Raw genomic sequence first — 17,918 nt, 5'->3', positions numbered from 1 at the left:
TAATTAGAATAGAAAAACAGAGTATAATTGTAAAAATACATTAGTGCCTAAATAGGCTTTTGGAGAACTTTGCTTCTTTCTTATAGATTAGTTATGTATACAATATGAGCCTGTAAGAATGATGAGAAAGAAAGGTGATAGAAATTGAAAAATACAAACGAATTAGCAAATGAAATAATTAGGGGAAAAGACATAAAAAAATATATAAATGAAAATCAAAAGTATCTTATTCAGAAAGATTTTCACTTAATACTAATGGATATTATAGTTGAGAAAGATTACGATTATAAAGATATTATAAAAAGAGGTAACTTAAATCGTGTATATTTTTATCAATTGTTAAGTGGAAAAAGAAATCCTTCAAGAAATAAAGTAATTCAGTTAGTATTTGGGTTAAAGCTAAATGTTGAAGAAACACAAAATCTGTTAAAGGAATGTGGAATGAAAGAGCTGTATAGTAAAATTAAACGAGATGCTATAATTATGTTTGCTATATCTAAAAAGATGAATATTATTGATACAGAACTATTATTAGAAGAAGAGGATGAAGAACTAATTTGTAATTAATTGTTACTGTTGATAAGAAGATTTATAAGAAATTGATTTTAAAGATAAAAGTTATTTAAGGTTCATGGTATATATTATTCCATATTGTCTTATTGAAAATTATGATTTAAAAGTATGAAGTGGAAGGTGTTGCTAATGAAGGAATTCGATGAATTTTATAAAAAACTAATAAATGATATAAAAATAGATATACCGAAAGATATAATTAATAAATATGATATTTTAGAATGCACTGCAAGTACAATTAATAGTTCTTTATATGTCATAAGGCATAAAACCCTTCATAAAAAATATATAATGAAAATATATAACGATATGCGGCAAGCTAATGAATATGAAATCTTAGCGAAACTTGATCATAAGGGTATTCCTCAAATAGTTGATGTTCTTGACAACCAAAATATAATAGTAATAGAGGAGTTTTTCGATGGAAAGACATTAGACAGAATACTGATCGAAGTTAATAGCATTTCTCTAAGCAGACTAAATGATATAATTATAAAAATATGTGAAATCCTTGATTATATACATTCACAAAACATTATACATAGAGATATAAAGCCAGAAAATATTATGGTGAATAATAAAGGTGATGTCAAATTAATTGATTTTGGTTGTGCACGATATGTTAAGGACAATAAATCAGCAGATACAGTATTGCTTGGAACACAGGGATATGCATCACCCGAACAATACGGTTTTAGTCAAACAGATCAAAGGACAGATATATATTCTCTAGGTGTAATGATACATGAAATTGTAATGAAATATGATATTAAAATTAATTCAAAGCTACAAGCTATTATTGCAAAGTGTAAGAACATTGATCCAGAACAGAGATATGATAATGCTAGACAGATAATAGAGGCCATGAATAATACAAAAAAACTAGTATCAAATAAAACGACATTACTTTTTTTATCTTTATTGATTGTAATAATATTAACCATTTTTCTTTCAAATCGTAATAGGATATTTAGAATATATAAATTCAAATCACAGGTAGTTGCACAAGCTGTAAGTTATCAATTAAATAAGGATATAAGACAAATAACGGTTGATGATCTTAAGGATATAACAGAAATTAACATATGGGGTGAAATCATCATATCACCGAATGATAATATTGTTTGGGAAAGTGTTCCAGGTAATTATGTAAGTGCAATTATAATTAATGGAAAACGTTATACAAAAAGAGGGTCAATTAACACGCTTGAAGATTTTAAATATATGGAAAATCTTAATACTCTTACATTAGTAAAGCAAAATATTGACGATTTAACTCCAATAAAAGAACTTAATCTTACTCACTTATTCCTAAATGATAATAATATTCATGAATTACTGCCATTAGAAAATATGGTTTCGCTTTATACTATCGAAGTAGGTGGTAATCCCATTGATAACTTTGATGTGATATCAGAGTTAGATAATATTGGAGAATTAGATATTTCTGATACACAGTGCTCAGATATAGATTTTTTAAAGGATAGGATCAATATAAGTTTATTAGTTGCAAAAAATCTTGGGATAAAAAATATCTCTTGTTTGAATAATATGTACAAACTTGAACAGTTAAACTTGGAATATAATCTTATAACAGATATTAGCTCATTAAAAGATTGTAAAAAGTTGAAATATCTTAATATAGCTAATAATCCTATTGCAGAAATTTCAATAATAAATGATATAAAAAGCCTGAAATATGTAGTTGTTAGAGATACCAATATAGATGAAAATGTCATAAAAGGAGACATAGAAATATTGCAGGATTAACTTAGATATAAAATAATTAATGTTAGTTAGCAGCCAGCTAACCACATTTTAAAAAAGAAATAGTATTATAAAAATAACTATAATTAGGAGGTTTCTAAGTTATGATTAGGAGAGGTAAGAATATTTTTGCTAGTATAATTATGATTGTAATCATCAGTAGTTCAACAGCTTATGCCCAGTCTAATATATCAGATTGGGCAGTTAAAGAAGTAGAAGAAGCAAAATCAATAGGACTTATTAAAGAAAATTTAAATTGGAATTATAAAGAAAACATTGTACGCAAAGAATTTGCTTTTTTAATGGTTTCTCTATATGAAAAATTAAAAGGAAGCGTTATTTACGAAACTAAATCACCATTTAATGATGTTGATGATATATATGTTTCTACCGCCTACAAGCTAGGAATAGTAAATGGAGTAGGCAATAACCTATTTACTCCAGAGGAAAAGATAACTAGAGAACAAATGACAGTAATGATACACAACCTTTTAAAATCCCTTTATGTTGAAGATGATTATACAGATGAAGAATTAAATAAGTTTAATGATATAGAAAATATTAGTAGCTGGGCATACGATTCAATTATGTTTATAACATCAAAAAAAATTATTCTTGGGTATAATGGAGCTTTTCATCCAAAAGATAATGTAAGTAAAGAAGTTGCCGTTATTACAGCCAAACGGATAGCTGATAACTATATTGATAAATATGGGTTACCAGTTACTACTATGATTAATGGATATCTATATACATTTGAAGGTAAAGTCATGTATGATGGTAATAATATATGGCTTCCCGGCAGTGAGATTATGAAGCTGTATAATTTTTTTGATGTTACAATCGATGAGGATTGTATATGTGGTAATTATTATGATAAAAATATGCACTATAGAAACTGTAATTTTGGTGTAGGAAATAATAAGTATTATATAGATACAGATAATGAAAAATACCTAGAGTCAGAAGTAACTCCATATAGATTAAACAACGAGATATATGTTACTGAAAAAATGTTTGAAAGTATTTTAGGCGAATTTATTAATTATGATAAACTTGAAAATACACTAAATATAAGTGTTCATACCAATAGTGTTGCGCCATTTCAATTAGATAACAATAAATATTTTGCTCCGGTAAGATTAAAAGACTTTAATAAACTAGAAGATACGAGGATAAATTCATTAGTATCTGGAATTATTAATCAGCCTGCAGAGGTATGGATTAATTCTTCGAAAAGATTAAAAAATGACGGTTTTACAAGAATGAGAATAACATTAAATTTCTTTGATGGATATACTCCACAACAGGAATATGCCTTTATTGAACAAAAAATTCCTGATGAATATATAGAATTATATAGGTATATGAAGGAATTAGGTATCAAAACCACATATTCATTGGGTTACTGGGATATGGAATACAGGCTTAATGGAGGGGAAATAAGTCATAATCGATTGAGTAGTGATGAAGAACTTAGCAGATATATTGAGTATGTGAAAATGGTTGTTACCAACCTTAAAGGATTAGTCTGTTATTATGAACTTTGGAATGAACCTAATGCACTTTATGAAAATTACCAAACAATAGAACCAGAGGACTATATAAAAATGGCAAAAAAAGTTATACCTATAATTAAGTCAATTGATCCAAATGTCAAGATTGTTATTGGCAGTACAGTATGTTTTAATAGTAACGATTTTCAAAATTATACTAAAAAAATTTTAGACTCTGATATTGTTCCATTAGCAGATACTATATCATTACACTCTGTAAATACTGACGCATCACCTGAATATTTAAGTGAGGATTACTATAATTATGAAAATATGTGGAATACTGTTAAGAAAATTGCTGACAATAATGGATTTATAGGAGAGTATATTGCAGATGAGTTAAATTACAGATCATTTTATAGTTTAGGCATATTACAACCAGAAGAAGGGGAATATCACCCTTATGAATCTGAAATAGCAGCTAAATATATAGGAAGAATGATCGTAATTAATAGAGGTATGGATATATCTGTTGGAACTTCTGGAACAAATTCCTATGCAAGAAGGTAAAATGATTAGAAATATGGCTAATCTATTAGAAGGTTTTGAGGCATATGATAAGGAAATAAATATTACCTCAAAATCGAGTACCATAAGGTATTATACATTTAATGATTCACAAAAAAACTGTTATATTGCTATATGGAATGATGATGCAGCAAAAGACAATTATAATTATGTAGAATCTGATATTATAATTCCTAATATAGAAGCTAAACGCATACAAGTCATTGATCCATATAACTTAATTAATCAGGAACTTAATTTTGAAGCTCATAATAACACGGTGGTTATTAATAAGTTGTTACTAAGGGATTATCCAGTTTTTATCAAAGTTATTGAATAGGGTATATATGATAAAAAGTTATCTAATAATGATTACGTTTGCATAAAGTGGCATGTATCAAAACAATTTATAAGGAGGAGTAATAAGTGAAAAAAATAGCAATATTAACATTGGCATTGATGTTGTTTACGGGTATTTCAGCTCATGCTATGGTAAAAATAGAAGTAAAGTTAATGCTTGATGGTATTGAAACAGAGGTTGATAGTATAACTGCTATATATAAAAAGGAAGATGGAACTTACAGCAGCCCTCAACCTGTCACAAAACCTGGAAAAGCGCTGGTATTTGTTAAAAAAACAGTTAATAATGAAGTATGGGCAATATCAAAAGAAATGGACTTAGAGATCGGAGATAATATAATAGATTTTAAATCAACAGATTTAGATATGAAAGAAATACATATCGGAGAACAGGTTTATCCAATGGAAAACAGTGTTTTTGTTGATTTTGAGAATTTACCAGCTAAAATGGAACTTGAACTTAAAATAAAAAGTGGAAATACACTAAAAATTAATTTGAGTAAAAATCTAAAGGTACATACTGTATATTTTAATGATGTACTTGGGAGGACAGGAATTAATATTTCCCAAAAAGATGATTTTGATTTTGTCGGTAATTATTATGCTAAAGCAAAAGTTGATTATGCAGTAATGCTTGATAGACCTTCTTTTCAAGAACTTTTTGATATTTGTGATGCTAATGATAATCCTATTAACGAATTATTTTTCCTGGGTGACGGTGGTGGATGTAATTACAAATATTTCAAAGATGGTAAAGTAGTTTTGGAAGGAAAATTTGGAGATATAAGCAATGGTTTACATTTTGAAAACCTTTCAGAAGGTATATACGATATGGAATTTAGTTTTAATGATGGAGATTTAGTTGTGATGGTACAAGATATAATGTTAGTTAATCAAAAGCCTGACAATTCCATTGTAAATAATAAAAAGTCTTTGGAAATTATTGTAGAACACCTTCCTATATCAGGTAGTGATATAGATATTCATGAGCTAATGAAAAGGGAAGAAGATAAAATAGTATTCATTATACAAGAAAATAAATTTTTGGATGGAAATATTTTAAATCAAAATGACATAGAGTTATTCAACCAAAATAATAAGACATTTTCAATAAATACAGATTTTATTGAGGTTGAGTTTAATAAAGAATTAATTAATGAAATGGTTAAGACGAATAAGGATTTATCAATGCATATTAAAAATGGTTTATCTCATTATTCTAAAGAAGAAGCAGAACTATTTTTAGATGATAATTATAAAGTTATGGATAATCTGAAATTTGTTTGTGATTATGAAGTGAAAATATATTTAACCGAGTATGATTTAATAGCAGGAGAATTTCCACAAAGACCAATAATTACATTCAAACCTTATAAGGAATACTTACAAGGAAAAGATTTTAGAAAGATTTCTGTATTTACGGACATTCAAAATGATAATACACTGGAATTATTATCAGGAAAGAATAGGAATAATTGCATAACTGTAGAGCTTACTAATCCTATACCAAATTACTATTTTAATCTATACGAACAAAATATTACATTTAGTGATGTAAATAGCAGTTGGGCGAAAGACTATATTGAAGTAATGGCATCAAGGGGTATTATTAACGGAACAGGTAATGGGTTATATAAATCAAAAGATAAATTAACAAAAGCCCAGTTTATAACGCTTCTTATTAAAGCACTAAATAGTGAAACAGAAGATTATAAAGGAATTTATAAAGATTGCAGAGAAAATGATTGGTTTACACCGTTTGTTGAAAAAGCATATCAATTAGGCATAGTAAATCTACCAATTAACAGGGAATTCAAGGCTAATACTGAAATATCAAGACTTGAAATGACTATTATGGCTGTAAAAGCATATGAAAATTATACAAAAAGTAGTTTTGTACCTACAGATATAAAAAGTTTTAACGATGTTAGCAGTTTGAGTAAGGAAGATTTGAATTATATTATTAAAGCAGTAGAATTAGAAATTATCTCTGGAATGCCAGATGGAACATTTAGACCCTATGAGTCATTAAATAGAGAGCAGGCTGCAAAAATTATTTATCAATTATTGAGTTTATTAAATTAATTATAATAAATTCGCAATAATAGGATCATTATATCATTTACGCTGAATTAATTAATAAGTGATATAGTGATTTTTTATATTACCTGTTAAGCTCATTGTTTTCATTCTACTTGGGCGTGTAGTTTGTTATTAAAATCTTAGGTGTTTTAATAATTAATTGGTATATTCCATTATATTTTTACTTATACTGAAAGTGGTATGAGTATGAAAATAGAATATAAAATTAGATAATAAGTACTTGATAATAATTATTGTTATGTTATAATGATTGTCAAAGGATATATTTAGTAATTTTACTATTAATTACTAACACATAAAAGGAGGAAAGAAGATGACTGTAAATCTACCTGTTACAAATGAACATGGTTTTTATGAGATTAGGCTTGAGAGTATTGGAGGTCTAGGTGCCAACCTTATTGGCAAAATTTTAGGTGAGTTAGGCGCTCTATATCTTGACCTTAATAGCTCTAACTTCGCAAGTTATGGTTCTGAAAAAAAAGGAACACCAGTTAAAGCATTTATTAGATATTGTGATCCAAATATGGAAATAAGAATTAACAGTCCAATAGAGAAACCTCATGTATTAGGGATATTTCATGAGAATCTAGCAGGAAAAATACCAGTGATGGCTGGTGTGGATGAAAGTACTATGGTTGTAGTGAATACAAATGACGAGCCGGACGTTATAAGAGATAGATTAAAAATGCATGCCGGAACCTTAATATGTGTAGATGCTCTCAAAATAGCATTGGAAGAACGTACAAGAATAAATATGGTCATGTTAGGTGCAATAGGAAAAGCTACTGGTTTCATTTCATTAGATTCTTTGGAACAAGTAGTAAAGGAAACTATAGGCAAGAAGTATCCAGCTGCATTGGAAGGTAACTTGGCTGGAGTTAAAAGAGGTTATGAAGAATTTACAATCAAAAAATATGGTGATGATGGTAAATATCCATATCAAGAATATAAAGAAGTAAAAAGGGATTGGGGCTATGCCAATGCACCTATAGGTGGTGTAAATACCATACCTGGTAGTACAGTGACTAACGATTTATCTGCCAGCAGGCAAGGTTATGTTCCTATATTCCATGTAGAAAAATGTATACATTGTGGTCTATGCGATACTACATGTCCAGATATGGTATTCCAATTCGTTGAAGGCGAATACAAAGGGAAAGTTGCTATGGTTAATAAAGGATTGGATTATCATCATTGTAAAGGCTGCCTTAGATGCGTAGAAGTATGTCCAACAGCAGCATTAACAGCTGAATTAGAGAGAGATTATGATATCAGTAAATTACATGTAAGAAATAAAGACTTGATTTTAGATCAAGTGGAATTTCAGGATACTGGCGCTAATTCAATTGTCAATACTGAGAGCGGAAATTAGAAAGTAGAGGAGGATTAATAATGGTAGAACAAAAGATTGTTTTTGATAGTGGGAATGAGCTGGCGGCTTATGCTGCTAAACAAATAAATTATCATATAATGGGTTATTATCCAATTACTCCATCAACCAAAATAGCAGAACACTTGGATCTGTTAAAAGCAGAAGGGGAACATGACGTAATGATGATACCAGGTGATGGAGAGCATGGAGCAGCTGGTATCTGCTATGGAGCTACAGCTGGTGGAGGACGTGTTTTCAATGCTACATCAGCTAACGGTCTGCTATATGCTTTAGAGCAATTACCTGTACAGTCAGGTACTAGACTTCCCATGGTACTTAATGTAGTATGTCGTACGGTATCTGGTCCTCTTTCTATAAAAGGTGACCACAGTGATATTATGTATACTCTAAATGCAGGATGGGTAATTCTTTTTGCCAAGGATCCTCAGAGAGTTTATGACATGAATATATGTGCTCTTAAGATTGCTGAAAAAGTTAAATTACCTGTAATAGTTGCTTTCGACGGATTCTTCACTAGTCATCAAAAGAGAAGAGCAAAGGTTTTTGCAAAAGATGAAGATGTTCAGGGTTTCGTTGGGAAGTATGAGCCTGATTATCATCTCTTGGACCCTGATAAACCAGTTACTATGGGTTCTTACATGAATGAACCAGACTTGATTAACAATAAATTCCAACTACATGAAGCCATGAATGAAGCTAGAGGTGTCATCAAAGATGTGTTAAAAGAGTATGGTGAATTATCTGGTAGAACTTATAATGTAGTTGAAGGTTATAAAATGGAAGATGCAGAAGCTGCTCTATTCATAATAGGTTCAAGTTATGATACAGCAATTCTAGCAGTTGATGAATTAAGAAAAGAAGGTAAAAAAGTTGGTGTATTCGCAGTCAATGCACTTAGACCTTGGTATAGAGATGAAATATATGAGATGGTCAAGAATACAAAAGCTATAGTTGTAGCTGACAGACAAGATAGTTATGGTGCTAATGGTGGTAATCTCTCAATAGAGTTAAAGGCTACTTTACAAGATTACAAATCAAATATTGAAGTTGCAACACTGGTTTATGGACTTAGTGGAAAAGATTTCTATATTGAAGATGCTATAGAGATGTTAAATAGAGCACTCGATATAGCTAAGAGCCAAAAAGTAGAAAATAGATTTGATTATTATGGCAATTATAAAGGTGATGAAAGTTATGAACCTAAGCAGTTATTCAAGCCTATAACTAAGGAGGAATCATCTCCAGGGGTAGTTACTGTAACTAAAGATGAAGAAACAGGCAGGTTTATTGCAAAAGGTGGTTTGCCTAAGGTAGCTACCAAAATGCCAAAAAGATGGGGACCAGGTTCAGGAGCATGTCCAGGCTGTGGTATTCCTGTAAATGTTAATCTATTATTAAAAGGTATTGAAGGTAATGTAGTATTATTGTTCCAGACAGGATGTGGTATGGTTGTAACAACTCCTTATCCACAAACAGCCTTTAAAGTAAGTTATATCCACAATCTATTCCAAAATGGTGGAGCTACTCTATCAGGTGTTGTTGAGATGTTCCATCAAAAACAAAAAAGAGGAGAGATACCAGAAGGTGAAGATTTCACATTTGTCATGGTCAGTGGAGACGGTGGTCTGGATATAGGTATGGGAGCGGCTCTAGGTGCAGCACTTAGAAATCATAAAATGATAATTATGGAATATGATAATGGTGGTTACATGAATACAGGATACCAATTATCCTATTCATCACCAAGAGGAGCTAAGACTTCAACTTCTCATGTCGGTCCAGCTCAAGCAGGTAAGGCTAACTATAATAAAGATACTCCTATGATATTTGCAGCCACTAACATTCCTTATGTTGCCACAGTTGCAGAGTTCATGCCAACAGATTTTATAAGGAAAGCTGCTAAGGCTCAGAAATATGCTTCAGAATATGGTTTAGCCTTTATAAAGGCATTATCAGCCTGTCCTCTTAACTGGGGTGATGAACCAAGATATGAAAGAAGTGTAATCGAAGCAGGAGTTAACAGCTGTTATCATCCTCTATATGAAATTGAAAATGGAATTACTACAATAAATTACAATCCAGAGACTAAGAATAAAAAAATCCCAATGGCAGATTTCTTCAAGATGATGGGAAGAACTAAACACTTATTGAAACCTAAATATGAAGATTTGCTTAAAGATATTCAGCAGGAAGTTGATAGAAGATGGGATAGATTAAAGGCTAGGAATGATAGTCCAGTCTTATAGATTAATACATTGTTGAAATTAGAAAGTTGATTCTGTTAATAACGGATATCAACTTTCTATAGTTTATTACGTAATTTGTTATTTTTAAGGTAATAATATATAATAAAATATTGATGTTGATACTATATTAAGGAGACATAAGAATGAGTTTATCAATAGCGGATTTATTAAATTTACCTTCACTAAGCAATGCTGAAGTAGTTGCGGGAAAAGAAGGATTATATAAAAATGTAGATTCCATTTCCGTTCTAGAATATCCCGATCCAATAGCTCTGCAGGACGAATTGTTTAAGAATAGCAAATTCTATGGAAGTGAAATAGTAATTACAGGTTTTGTTTATATCAAAGATGATGTTGATGCACAATGTAAAGTAATCAGACGTCTTCACGAAATGGGCGAAGTAGGTTTAATACTTTATTATGTTGGGATTTTTCTTCCACGCATTGACAAAAAAGTGATTGAGCTTGCTGATGAACTGGAATTTGCTATAATCTGCATGCCAAAAAACAGGATGGATCTAAGGTATAGTGAAGTTATCTACGAGGTGGTAGAAGCTATATTAAAAGAGAAAAAAGTAGATATTCATCTTGTTAGTGAGATGTTGGAGAGAATATCTTTATTGCCTGTTCATCAACGCAGTATGGATACGGTACTTAGGATGTTAAGTGACAGAATGACTTGTTCCCTTTATTTGACGGACTTTGATTTTGTCAGCATGAATATGGCAAACTGGCCTAGAATCAGTAATGTAAAGCTCACTGATATAGGGAAATATTATGGTAATGATTATACAAGGGTACCCAAAGAGCCTGTCTCTGTATTTATTAATCGTAATATCTGTCTCTGTAGTCATAGTATAAAAAGTGAAAAAACATCATGTCTATATTTAATTATTGTAAAAGAAGATGGTATGTTATCAGAGGAAATATGTAGACAAGCTGCTGAAGTTGTACAGTTATTTATTAATATATGGAGCCAAGGACATGGAAATATTGGAACTGAAGAATTGATAAAGGCTATCTTAAATGATGAACCTATGAAAATGAGAAGACTTGCTGAAATATTTCAAATTGATGTTAGAGCCATACAGCATCTTCTTATTGTTAAACAGGATAAATTAATATCTGATAGTGATCTCATTAAGAAGATAAATCAACATCTCGTGGAAAAGACAAATACAGTAATTGAAAAATTCTTTGATGTGAGTTTGGTTGGTAATTATAATGATTGCTTCGTCATATTCCTGGGTAAGGCAAAGGTAAAGAACTCCTGCGAAATGATAACAGAATGTCTTTTATACGAATTAGAGGATTTTGAAGAGAAAATCATTTTAGTAAGTAATTTTGCCCTAGAAAATACTAGAGAAGTAAGAAGTGCTTACATAATGTGCAGTAATTATTTGCAACAGGCAAGATGTATATATCCTAATAAGTGCTCAATTACTCTACAAGAATTACAATTTGCAAAAAAATGCCAAGATGTAATAAATAAAGGAGAAGATAGTATAAAAGAGACCTTACATTTGTTGTCGCCTATTGAGAAAAGCAGGAAAGAGCAAAGAAAGGAATTATATACTACACTTGAAATTTTTATGTTGGATTCTGGATTAAATGTATCCAAAACAGCAGAAAAATTATTTCTCCATAAAAATACTATAAAATATAGAATAAAAAAATTAAATGAAAAGTTTAATTTTCATATAGATAAGATGCCAGAGTCTTATGATTTATATAAGGCGGTTGCTCTTAGAAGACTTTTGAAAAACAAATCAAAACTTTCTTAGAAGGTGGGAAATAGAGAATTCTTTTAGTTGGTTATTGTACAATGGGACAATAATCAGCTATTTTTTTTTGCCTTTCAGATAATTACAGATACTTATGAAATCTATATAATTAGGTAATAGGTTTTGAGAGATCAACAGTTTTTTCGTCGGTTATTATAAATTTAATCGTATAGGGCCACATGAAAATTATGGATTATATGAAAGGAGTTTTAATATGAACGAAAAGAGTACTGGATTTGAAGTGAAACAAGAGCAGCGTCAAAGTTGGCAGTCTATTGCCATAGTATGGATCGGATCAATGATCTGCGTACCATGCTTGATGGTTGGAGGTCTTCTAGGTAACGGTTTATCATTAGGTGGTGTAGTTCTAGCTATATTAATTGGCTATGGTATTATTTGTTTTTACATGAGTTTTATGGGTATGCAAGGATGTGATACTGGTTTACCTACAGCTGTTATGGCTGCGGGAGCTTTAGGTGAAAAAGGAGCCAAATATGTAATCAGCAGTGTGTTGGCAATTGCCTGTATCGGATGGTTTGGAATTCAATCAGCTGTATGTGGAGCTTCTTTCTCTTCTATGTTAGCTTCAATGATAGGAATTCAAATACCTGTATGGATATCTTCAATCGTGTGGGGAACGATAATGTTAGTCACCGCTTGTTATGGATTTAAAGGTTTGAAATGGCTAAATTATCTGGCAGTCCCTTTGTTATTAATCGTATGTGGTTATGGAGTTTGGGCTGCAATGGTACAGTTTGATGGTGCTGCGGTAATTGCTGATTATACACCAGCGACGCCCATTCCTTTGATGAGTGGAATAAGTCTTGTGGTTGCAACTTTTGCAGTAGGTGGAGCCATCAGCAGTGATTATTGTCGTTTTGCAAAAAGTAGAAAAGATGTTATTAAATCCTCCATATTAGGAGTTCTGCCAGCAGGCTTAATCATGCTTTTAATTGGCGCACTAATGAGTATTGTAACTGGTCAATACGATATAAGTACAGTATTGACTACCGTAGGTGTACCAGCTATAGGTTTGGTAGCATTGGTATTGGCAACATGGACGACAAATATTACAAATGCTTACAGTGGAGGATTGTCTCTGTCCAATCTGTTAGGATTTGATGAGAGCAAATTCAAAATTACAACAGCCGTAGCAGGTGGAGTTGGAACTTTATTGGCTGTAATTGGAGTATTGAATCAACTTACTTCCTTTTTAAGCTTATTGTCCGCTTTGGTTCCTGCTCTTGTAGGTACTCTGATTGCTGATTATTGGATAATAGGTAGAGGGAAAAAAGAGAATTTTAAAATACGTGAAGGAGTTTCAGCAAAGGGTATGATATCTTTTGTAGCAGGTGCACTGATTGCTTGCATAACAGGTGGTACATTTGCTGCTTTTCCAACATTGATAACCGCTTTACCGATTCTGGATATTCCATTTTTTATTGGACCATTAAACGGAATTTTAGTGGCAATGTTTGTGTACATTATGCTTAAATTATTACCAGAAAAATAAATATTAGAAATGTAACAGTTGTAATCTTTACTTTAAGATGAGAGTTTAATAGTTGAAAGGAGATGTATGTAAATGCGAAAAATTGGATTACCAGAAATAGAAGACATCGCACTAGGAGCCGCATTACTAGGAGCAGGAGGAGGTGGAGACCCTTATATAGGGAAACTGATAGCCATGGGAGCTGTGCAGGAATGTGGCGAAGTAACACTATTGTATCCTGAAGAAATACCAGATGATGCACTTATTGTTCCTATTGCTATGATGGGTGCACCAACTATTCTTGGTGAAAAAGGTGTTGGAGGAAACGAATATAAAACCTTATATGATATGGTGTCCAAATTTTATGGTAAGGAAATATATGCTTTCATGCCAATTGAAGCTGGAGGAGTTAATAGTATGCTTCCTATTGCAGCTTGTGCTAGATTAGGGCTTCCTATGGTAGATGCTGACGGTATGGGAAGAGCTTTTCCAGAGTTGCAGATGGTTACGTTCACCATAGGAGGGGTTAAAGCCACACCTATGGCATTAACAGACGAAAAAGGAAATTGCGCTATCTTTAACACCATTACCAATAAATGGACAGAAGAACTGGCAAGAGCCGTAACAATGAGCTGTGGAGGTTCCGTTTCTGTTTCGCTTTTTTGTGTAGATGGTGCTACATTAAAAAAATATGCTGTTAAGAATATAGTCACCAGAAGTCAGAAACTCGGAGAAGCCATTCGTAAGGTAAAAGACTGTAATGAGGAAACACCTGAACAGAACTTCCTAAGATCTACTGAAGGTTTTAAGTTGTTTAAAGGTAAAATTGTAGATGTACTTCGTGAAACAAAAGGTGCCTTTAATTTTGGTAATGTAGTATTAGAGGGTATTGGAGAATATAAGGGAAAGAATGCCTCAGTAACTTTCCAAAATGAGAATCTGACAGCTGAAGTAGATGGAGAATTGTTGGCTACAACACCAGATTTAATCTGTATAGTAGATACAGAAACATTTATTCCTGTGACTACAGATGCTATAAAATATGGGAAACGTGTAATGGTTGTAGGGCTTAAGTGTTTTGAAATGTGGAGAACCCAAGCAGGTCTAGAATTAGTTGGACCTGGTTACTTTGGTTGTGATACAGATTATATTCCTATAGAAGATCGGGTGAAAGGAAGTAGTTTAAATGTATAAATTAGGTATTGATGTAGGTGGAACTAATACAGACGCAGTATTAATAGATGAAAACTTGAATATAGCGGCAGAAATTAAACATCCTACTACAGAGGATATTCAAGATGGAATTTCAGGTGCTTTAAAAAGCGTATTAGAAATATCTGGAGTTGATAGAAAAGATATTCATCAAGCAATGTTAGGTACAACCCAGTGTACTAATGCAATAGTTGAACGAAAAAAATTAGCTCCTATTGGTTTTATGAGAATCGGAGCTCCTGCAACCCTTGGTATACCAGCTATGGTAGACTGGGAGAATGATATAAAAAAGATTGCCGTTGATACAATTATTGTAAAAGGTGGTTTTGAATACGACGGAAAAGAACTAGCACCATTTGATGAAAATGAAGCAAGATCATTTTTTGAGAAGATGAAAGGAAAAGTGAAATCAATAGCTATTTCCTGTGTATTTTCTACTGTTCGTAATGAACATGAACTATCAGCTGCAAAACTTTGTAGAGAAGTTATGGGTGAGGATGTACATATATCTATTTCCAGTGAGATTGGTTCTATGGGGTTGATTGAAAGAGAAAATGCAACTATTTTAAATGCGTCTCTTTATAAGGTAGCAGAACGTTTTACAGATGGATTTGCTCGCAGCTTGGAAAATGAAGGAGTCACTAATGCTAAGATATATTTATCTCAAAATGATGGAACATTAATGACAATAGATCACGCAAGAAAATATCCTATATTGACTATTGCATGTGGTCCTACAAACTCTATCCGTGGAGCTAGTTATTTAAGTAACTTGCAAGATGCTGTCGTGATTGATGTGGGAGGGACAACCACGGATTTAGGTGTGATACATAATGGATTCCCTAGAGAATCAAGTGTTGCGGTAACAATTGGTGGCGTCCGTACTAATTTTAGAATGCCTGATGTTATATCCATAGGATTAGGTGGAGGTTCTATTGTTAGACAACAAAAAGATGGAACGGTTACGGTTGGTCCAGATAGCGTAGGTTATGAAATAGCAAGTAAAGCGTTAGTTTTTGGAGGAGATGTCGTTACAGCTACTGATATTGCTGTATGTCTTGGTATGGCTGAAATAGGAGATAAAACAAAAGTAGAAAAGCTTGATAAGGATTTTGCAGGGAAGGCTATGATGCAGATAAAATGTTTGGTAGAAGAAGGCATTGATATCATGAAAACTTCCAATAAAGATATAGAAGTCGTCATGGTAGGTGGCGGTTCTATTATAATCCCTGATAAATTAGAAGGTACAAATAGCGTTGCAAGACCAGAGCATTTTGGTATAGCTAATGCAATTGGGTCAGCAATTTCCAGAGTTAGTAGTACTTATGAGAAACTTATAAATTATGAGGAGATTAAAAGAGAAGATGCGTTGAATAAGGCCAAAGAAGAAGCTGTAGAAATGGCGGTTGATTCAGGCGCAATACGTGAAACCATAGAGATTATTGAGATAGAAGATACTCCATTGGCATATTATCCTGGAAATACAAATCGCGTTAAAATCAAAGCGGCAGGTGACTTGTTGTAAGCGTAAAATTGTATACACACTACATTATTTGATTAGAAAGTTGATTTCTGTAATTACGGAAATCAACTTTTTTATAGAAAAATAAATACACTTAATAAACCTAAATAAGAATTTAGAAATTAAGTGCATTTAGTTATTACTATAAAATAGATTCATGAAAAAATTAATTGGATTTTACAGTCGACCCTCTTTCAATCAACGTTGGCAAAGTAGAATAAGACTGAACCTGAAGATTAGGATTCTTAATCTTTCTTAATAATGTCTTAGCTGCTTGATAACCCATATCAAAAACATCAATATTAACTACAGATAACATAGGCTCAGTAATACGGGAATAAGGATAATCATCAAAAGTAATTACAGATATATCATCAGGTATCTGAAAATCATTGTATTTAATAGCATCTACTACACCGAGAGCTATATTATTATTGGCACAGATTACGGTATCAGGTGTCTTTTTCTCTCTCAATATCTTATGCATCACTTCAAAACTCATCTCTTTAGAAGAATCAGTATATTCATTATGAAGCAGGGTTCCGTGACTACGATTTATAATAGTTCTTGCGCCTTCCAAACGATGAGCAGATATATGGTCATCTTCTGCTCCTCCTATGAAAGCTATCTTCTCATAACCTAATTCAATGACGTGTTTTGCTGTAATCTCTCCAGATAAATAATTATTGATATCAACCCAGCATAAGGCGCTGTTATAATCTGGTTTCCCTATAAGCATATGAGGGAAATTGGACTTTGTTATAACACTCTCTATTGTGGGGTCAAATGCTGAAGCGTGAATAATGATACCATCAGCACTTTTTTGATAGATTATTTTATCAATGAGCGTAGATATATCTTCCTCAGAATTAGAGCTTACAAGGGTTAGGTTATAGTCTTTCTTAGCAAGAGCTTCCTGGATGCCGCACATAATTTCAAAAGAATGGGGATTAGTAAAAGCTACATTCTTTTCAATTTTCATCATATAAACTATATTCTTTGTTGTCTGACTAGCAAAATTTCTTGCTCTTGTATTAGGATAATAGTGTAATTTTTTCATGACAGCTTCAACCTTCTCTGTCGTAGCGGCTGATATTGGAGAGGATCTATTTATAATCTTAGATACTGTCGAGATGGATACACCGGCTTCTCGTGCCACATCTTTTATGGTTGCCATAAGATCAATCCTTTCTATTTTTAGGAAAACATTATACTTAAATAGTACAACGTTTTCCTAAAAAAGTCAAGCAAAATATAGCTAATTTGTTGACAATGATAATATGCAAGTGTATAATTAGTATAAAATTACCAATTAATTCTAATAAATATTTAAAGTTGTAAGGAAAACATTTTCCTTAATTGGTAAAAATATGTCTTTGTAATATTCCCAGTTTTAACGTATT

General features: G+C 31.9%; 12 protein-coding genes. 11 read left to right on the top strand and 1 reads right to left on the bottom strand.

All coding sequences use genetic code 11. The annotated features are described in order from the left end of the window. Positions 1-144: 144 nt before the first annotated feature. The 11 genes from AACQ14_RS03255 to AACQ14_RS03205 all read left to right on the top strand — a co-directional run bounded on the left by AACQ14_RS03255 (position 145) and on the right by AACQ14_RS03205 (position 16,518). Positions 145-567: a hypothetical protein gene (locus AACQ14_RS03255; RefSeq protein ID WP_339362132.1), complete on the top strand. Its 423-nt coding sequence runs from the start codon at positions 145-147 to the stop codon at positions 565-567. A gap of 135 nt (positions 568-702) precedes the next feature. Continuing rightward, positions 703-2,343: a protein kinase domain-containing protein gene (locus tag AACQ14_RS03250; protein ID WP_339362131.1), complete on the top strand. Its 1,641-nt coding sequence runs from the start codon at positions 703-705 to the stop codon at positions 2,341-2,343. A gap of 101 nt (positions 2,344-2,444) precedes the next feature. Beyond that, positions 2,445-4,406 (top strand): S-layer homology domain-containing protein, encoded by a 1,962-nt coding sequence (locus AACQ14_RS03245; RefSeq protein ID WP_339362130.1) that lies wholly within the window; start codon positions 2,445-2,447, stop codon positions 4,404-4,406. A gap of 1 nt (position 4,407) precedes the next feature. Beyond that, on the top strand, positions 4,408-4,743 hold the full coding sequence (locus AACQ14_RS03240) for a hypothetical protein (RefSeq protein WP_339362128.1): 336 nt from the start codon (positions 4,408-4,410) through the stop codon (positions 4,741-4,743). A gap of 86 nt (positions 4,744-4,829) precedes the next feature. Beyond that, on the top strand, positions 4,830-6,848 hold the full coding sequence (locus AACQ14_RS03235) for an S-layer homology domain-containing protein (RefSeq protein ID WP_339362127.1): 2,019 nt from the start codon (positions 4,830-4,832) through the stop codon (positions 6,846-6,848). Between the two features lie 331 nt (positions 6,849-7,179). Beyond that, positions 7,180-8,238, top strand: coding sequence for a 2-oxoacid:acceptor oxidoreductase family protein (locus tag AACQ14_RS03230; RefSeq protein ID WP_339362126.1), 1,059 nt, complete (start codon positions 7,180-7,182; stop codon positions 8,236-8,238). Positions 8,239-8,258: 20 nt separating this feature from the next. Further along, positions 8,259-10,505 (top strand): thiamine pyrophosphate-dependent enzyme, encoded by a 2,247-nt coding sequence (locus tag AACQ14_RS03225; RefSeq protein WP_339362125.1) that lies wholly within the window; start codon positions 8,259-8,261, stop codon positions 10,503-10,505. Between the two features lie 143 nt (positions 10,506-10,648). Further along, positions 10,649-12,289, top strand: a complete 1,641-nt coding sequence (locus AACQ14_RS03220; RefSeq protein ID WP_339362124.1) for a PucR family transcriptional regulator ligand-binding domain-containing protein — start codon at positions 10,649-10,651, stop codon at positions 12,287-12,289. Positions 12,290-12,503: 214 nt separating this feature from the next. Further along, the gene (locus tag AACQ14_RS03215) at positions 12,504-13,802 is read left to right on the top strand and encodes a cytosine permease (RefSeq protein WP_339362123.1); all 1,299 of its coding nucleotides are present in this window, start codon (positions 12,504-12,506) and stop codon (positions 13,800-13,802) included. A 72-nt stretch (positions 13,803-13,874) separates the two neighbouring features. Beyond that, positions 13,875-14,975 carry a DUF917 domain-containing protein gene (locus tag AACQ14_RS03210; RefSeq protein ID WP_339362122.1) on the top strand — a complete coding sequence of 367 codons (1,101 nt, stop codon included), beginning with the start codon at positions 13,875-13,877 and terminating at the stop codon, positions 14,973-14,975. Next, positions 14,968-16,518 (top strand): hydantoinase/oxoprolinase family protein, encoded by a 1,551-nt coding sequence (locus AACQ14_RS03205; RefSeq protein ID WP_339362121.1) that lies wholly within the window; start codon positions 14,968-14,970, stop codon positions 16,516-16,518. Before AACQ14_RS03210 ends, AACQ14_RS03205 begins: the two co-directional genes overlap by 8 nt. Positions 16,519-16,681: 163 nt before the next feature. On the opposite strand, the gene AACQ14_RS03200 is transcribed toward AACQ14_RS03205, so the two are convergent. Next, a complete protein-coding gene (locus AACQ14_RS03200) occupies positions 16,682-17,692 on the bottom strand; it encodes a LacI family DNA-binding transcriptional regulator (RefSeq protein ID WP_339362119.1) in 1,011 nt (336 codons plus the stop codon). Positions 17,693-17,918: the final 226 nt, after the last annotated feature.

The sequence above is a fragment of the Vallitalea maricola genome (assembly GCF_036985595.1).
In the GTDB taxonomy this organism is placed as follows: domain Bacteria; phylum Bacillota; class Clostridia; order Lachnospirales; family Vallitaleaceae; genus Vallitalea; species Vallitalea maricola.
Note: the sequence above shows the minus strand (reverse complement) of the source record. Positions and strands in the feature narration are given on the sequence as shown.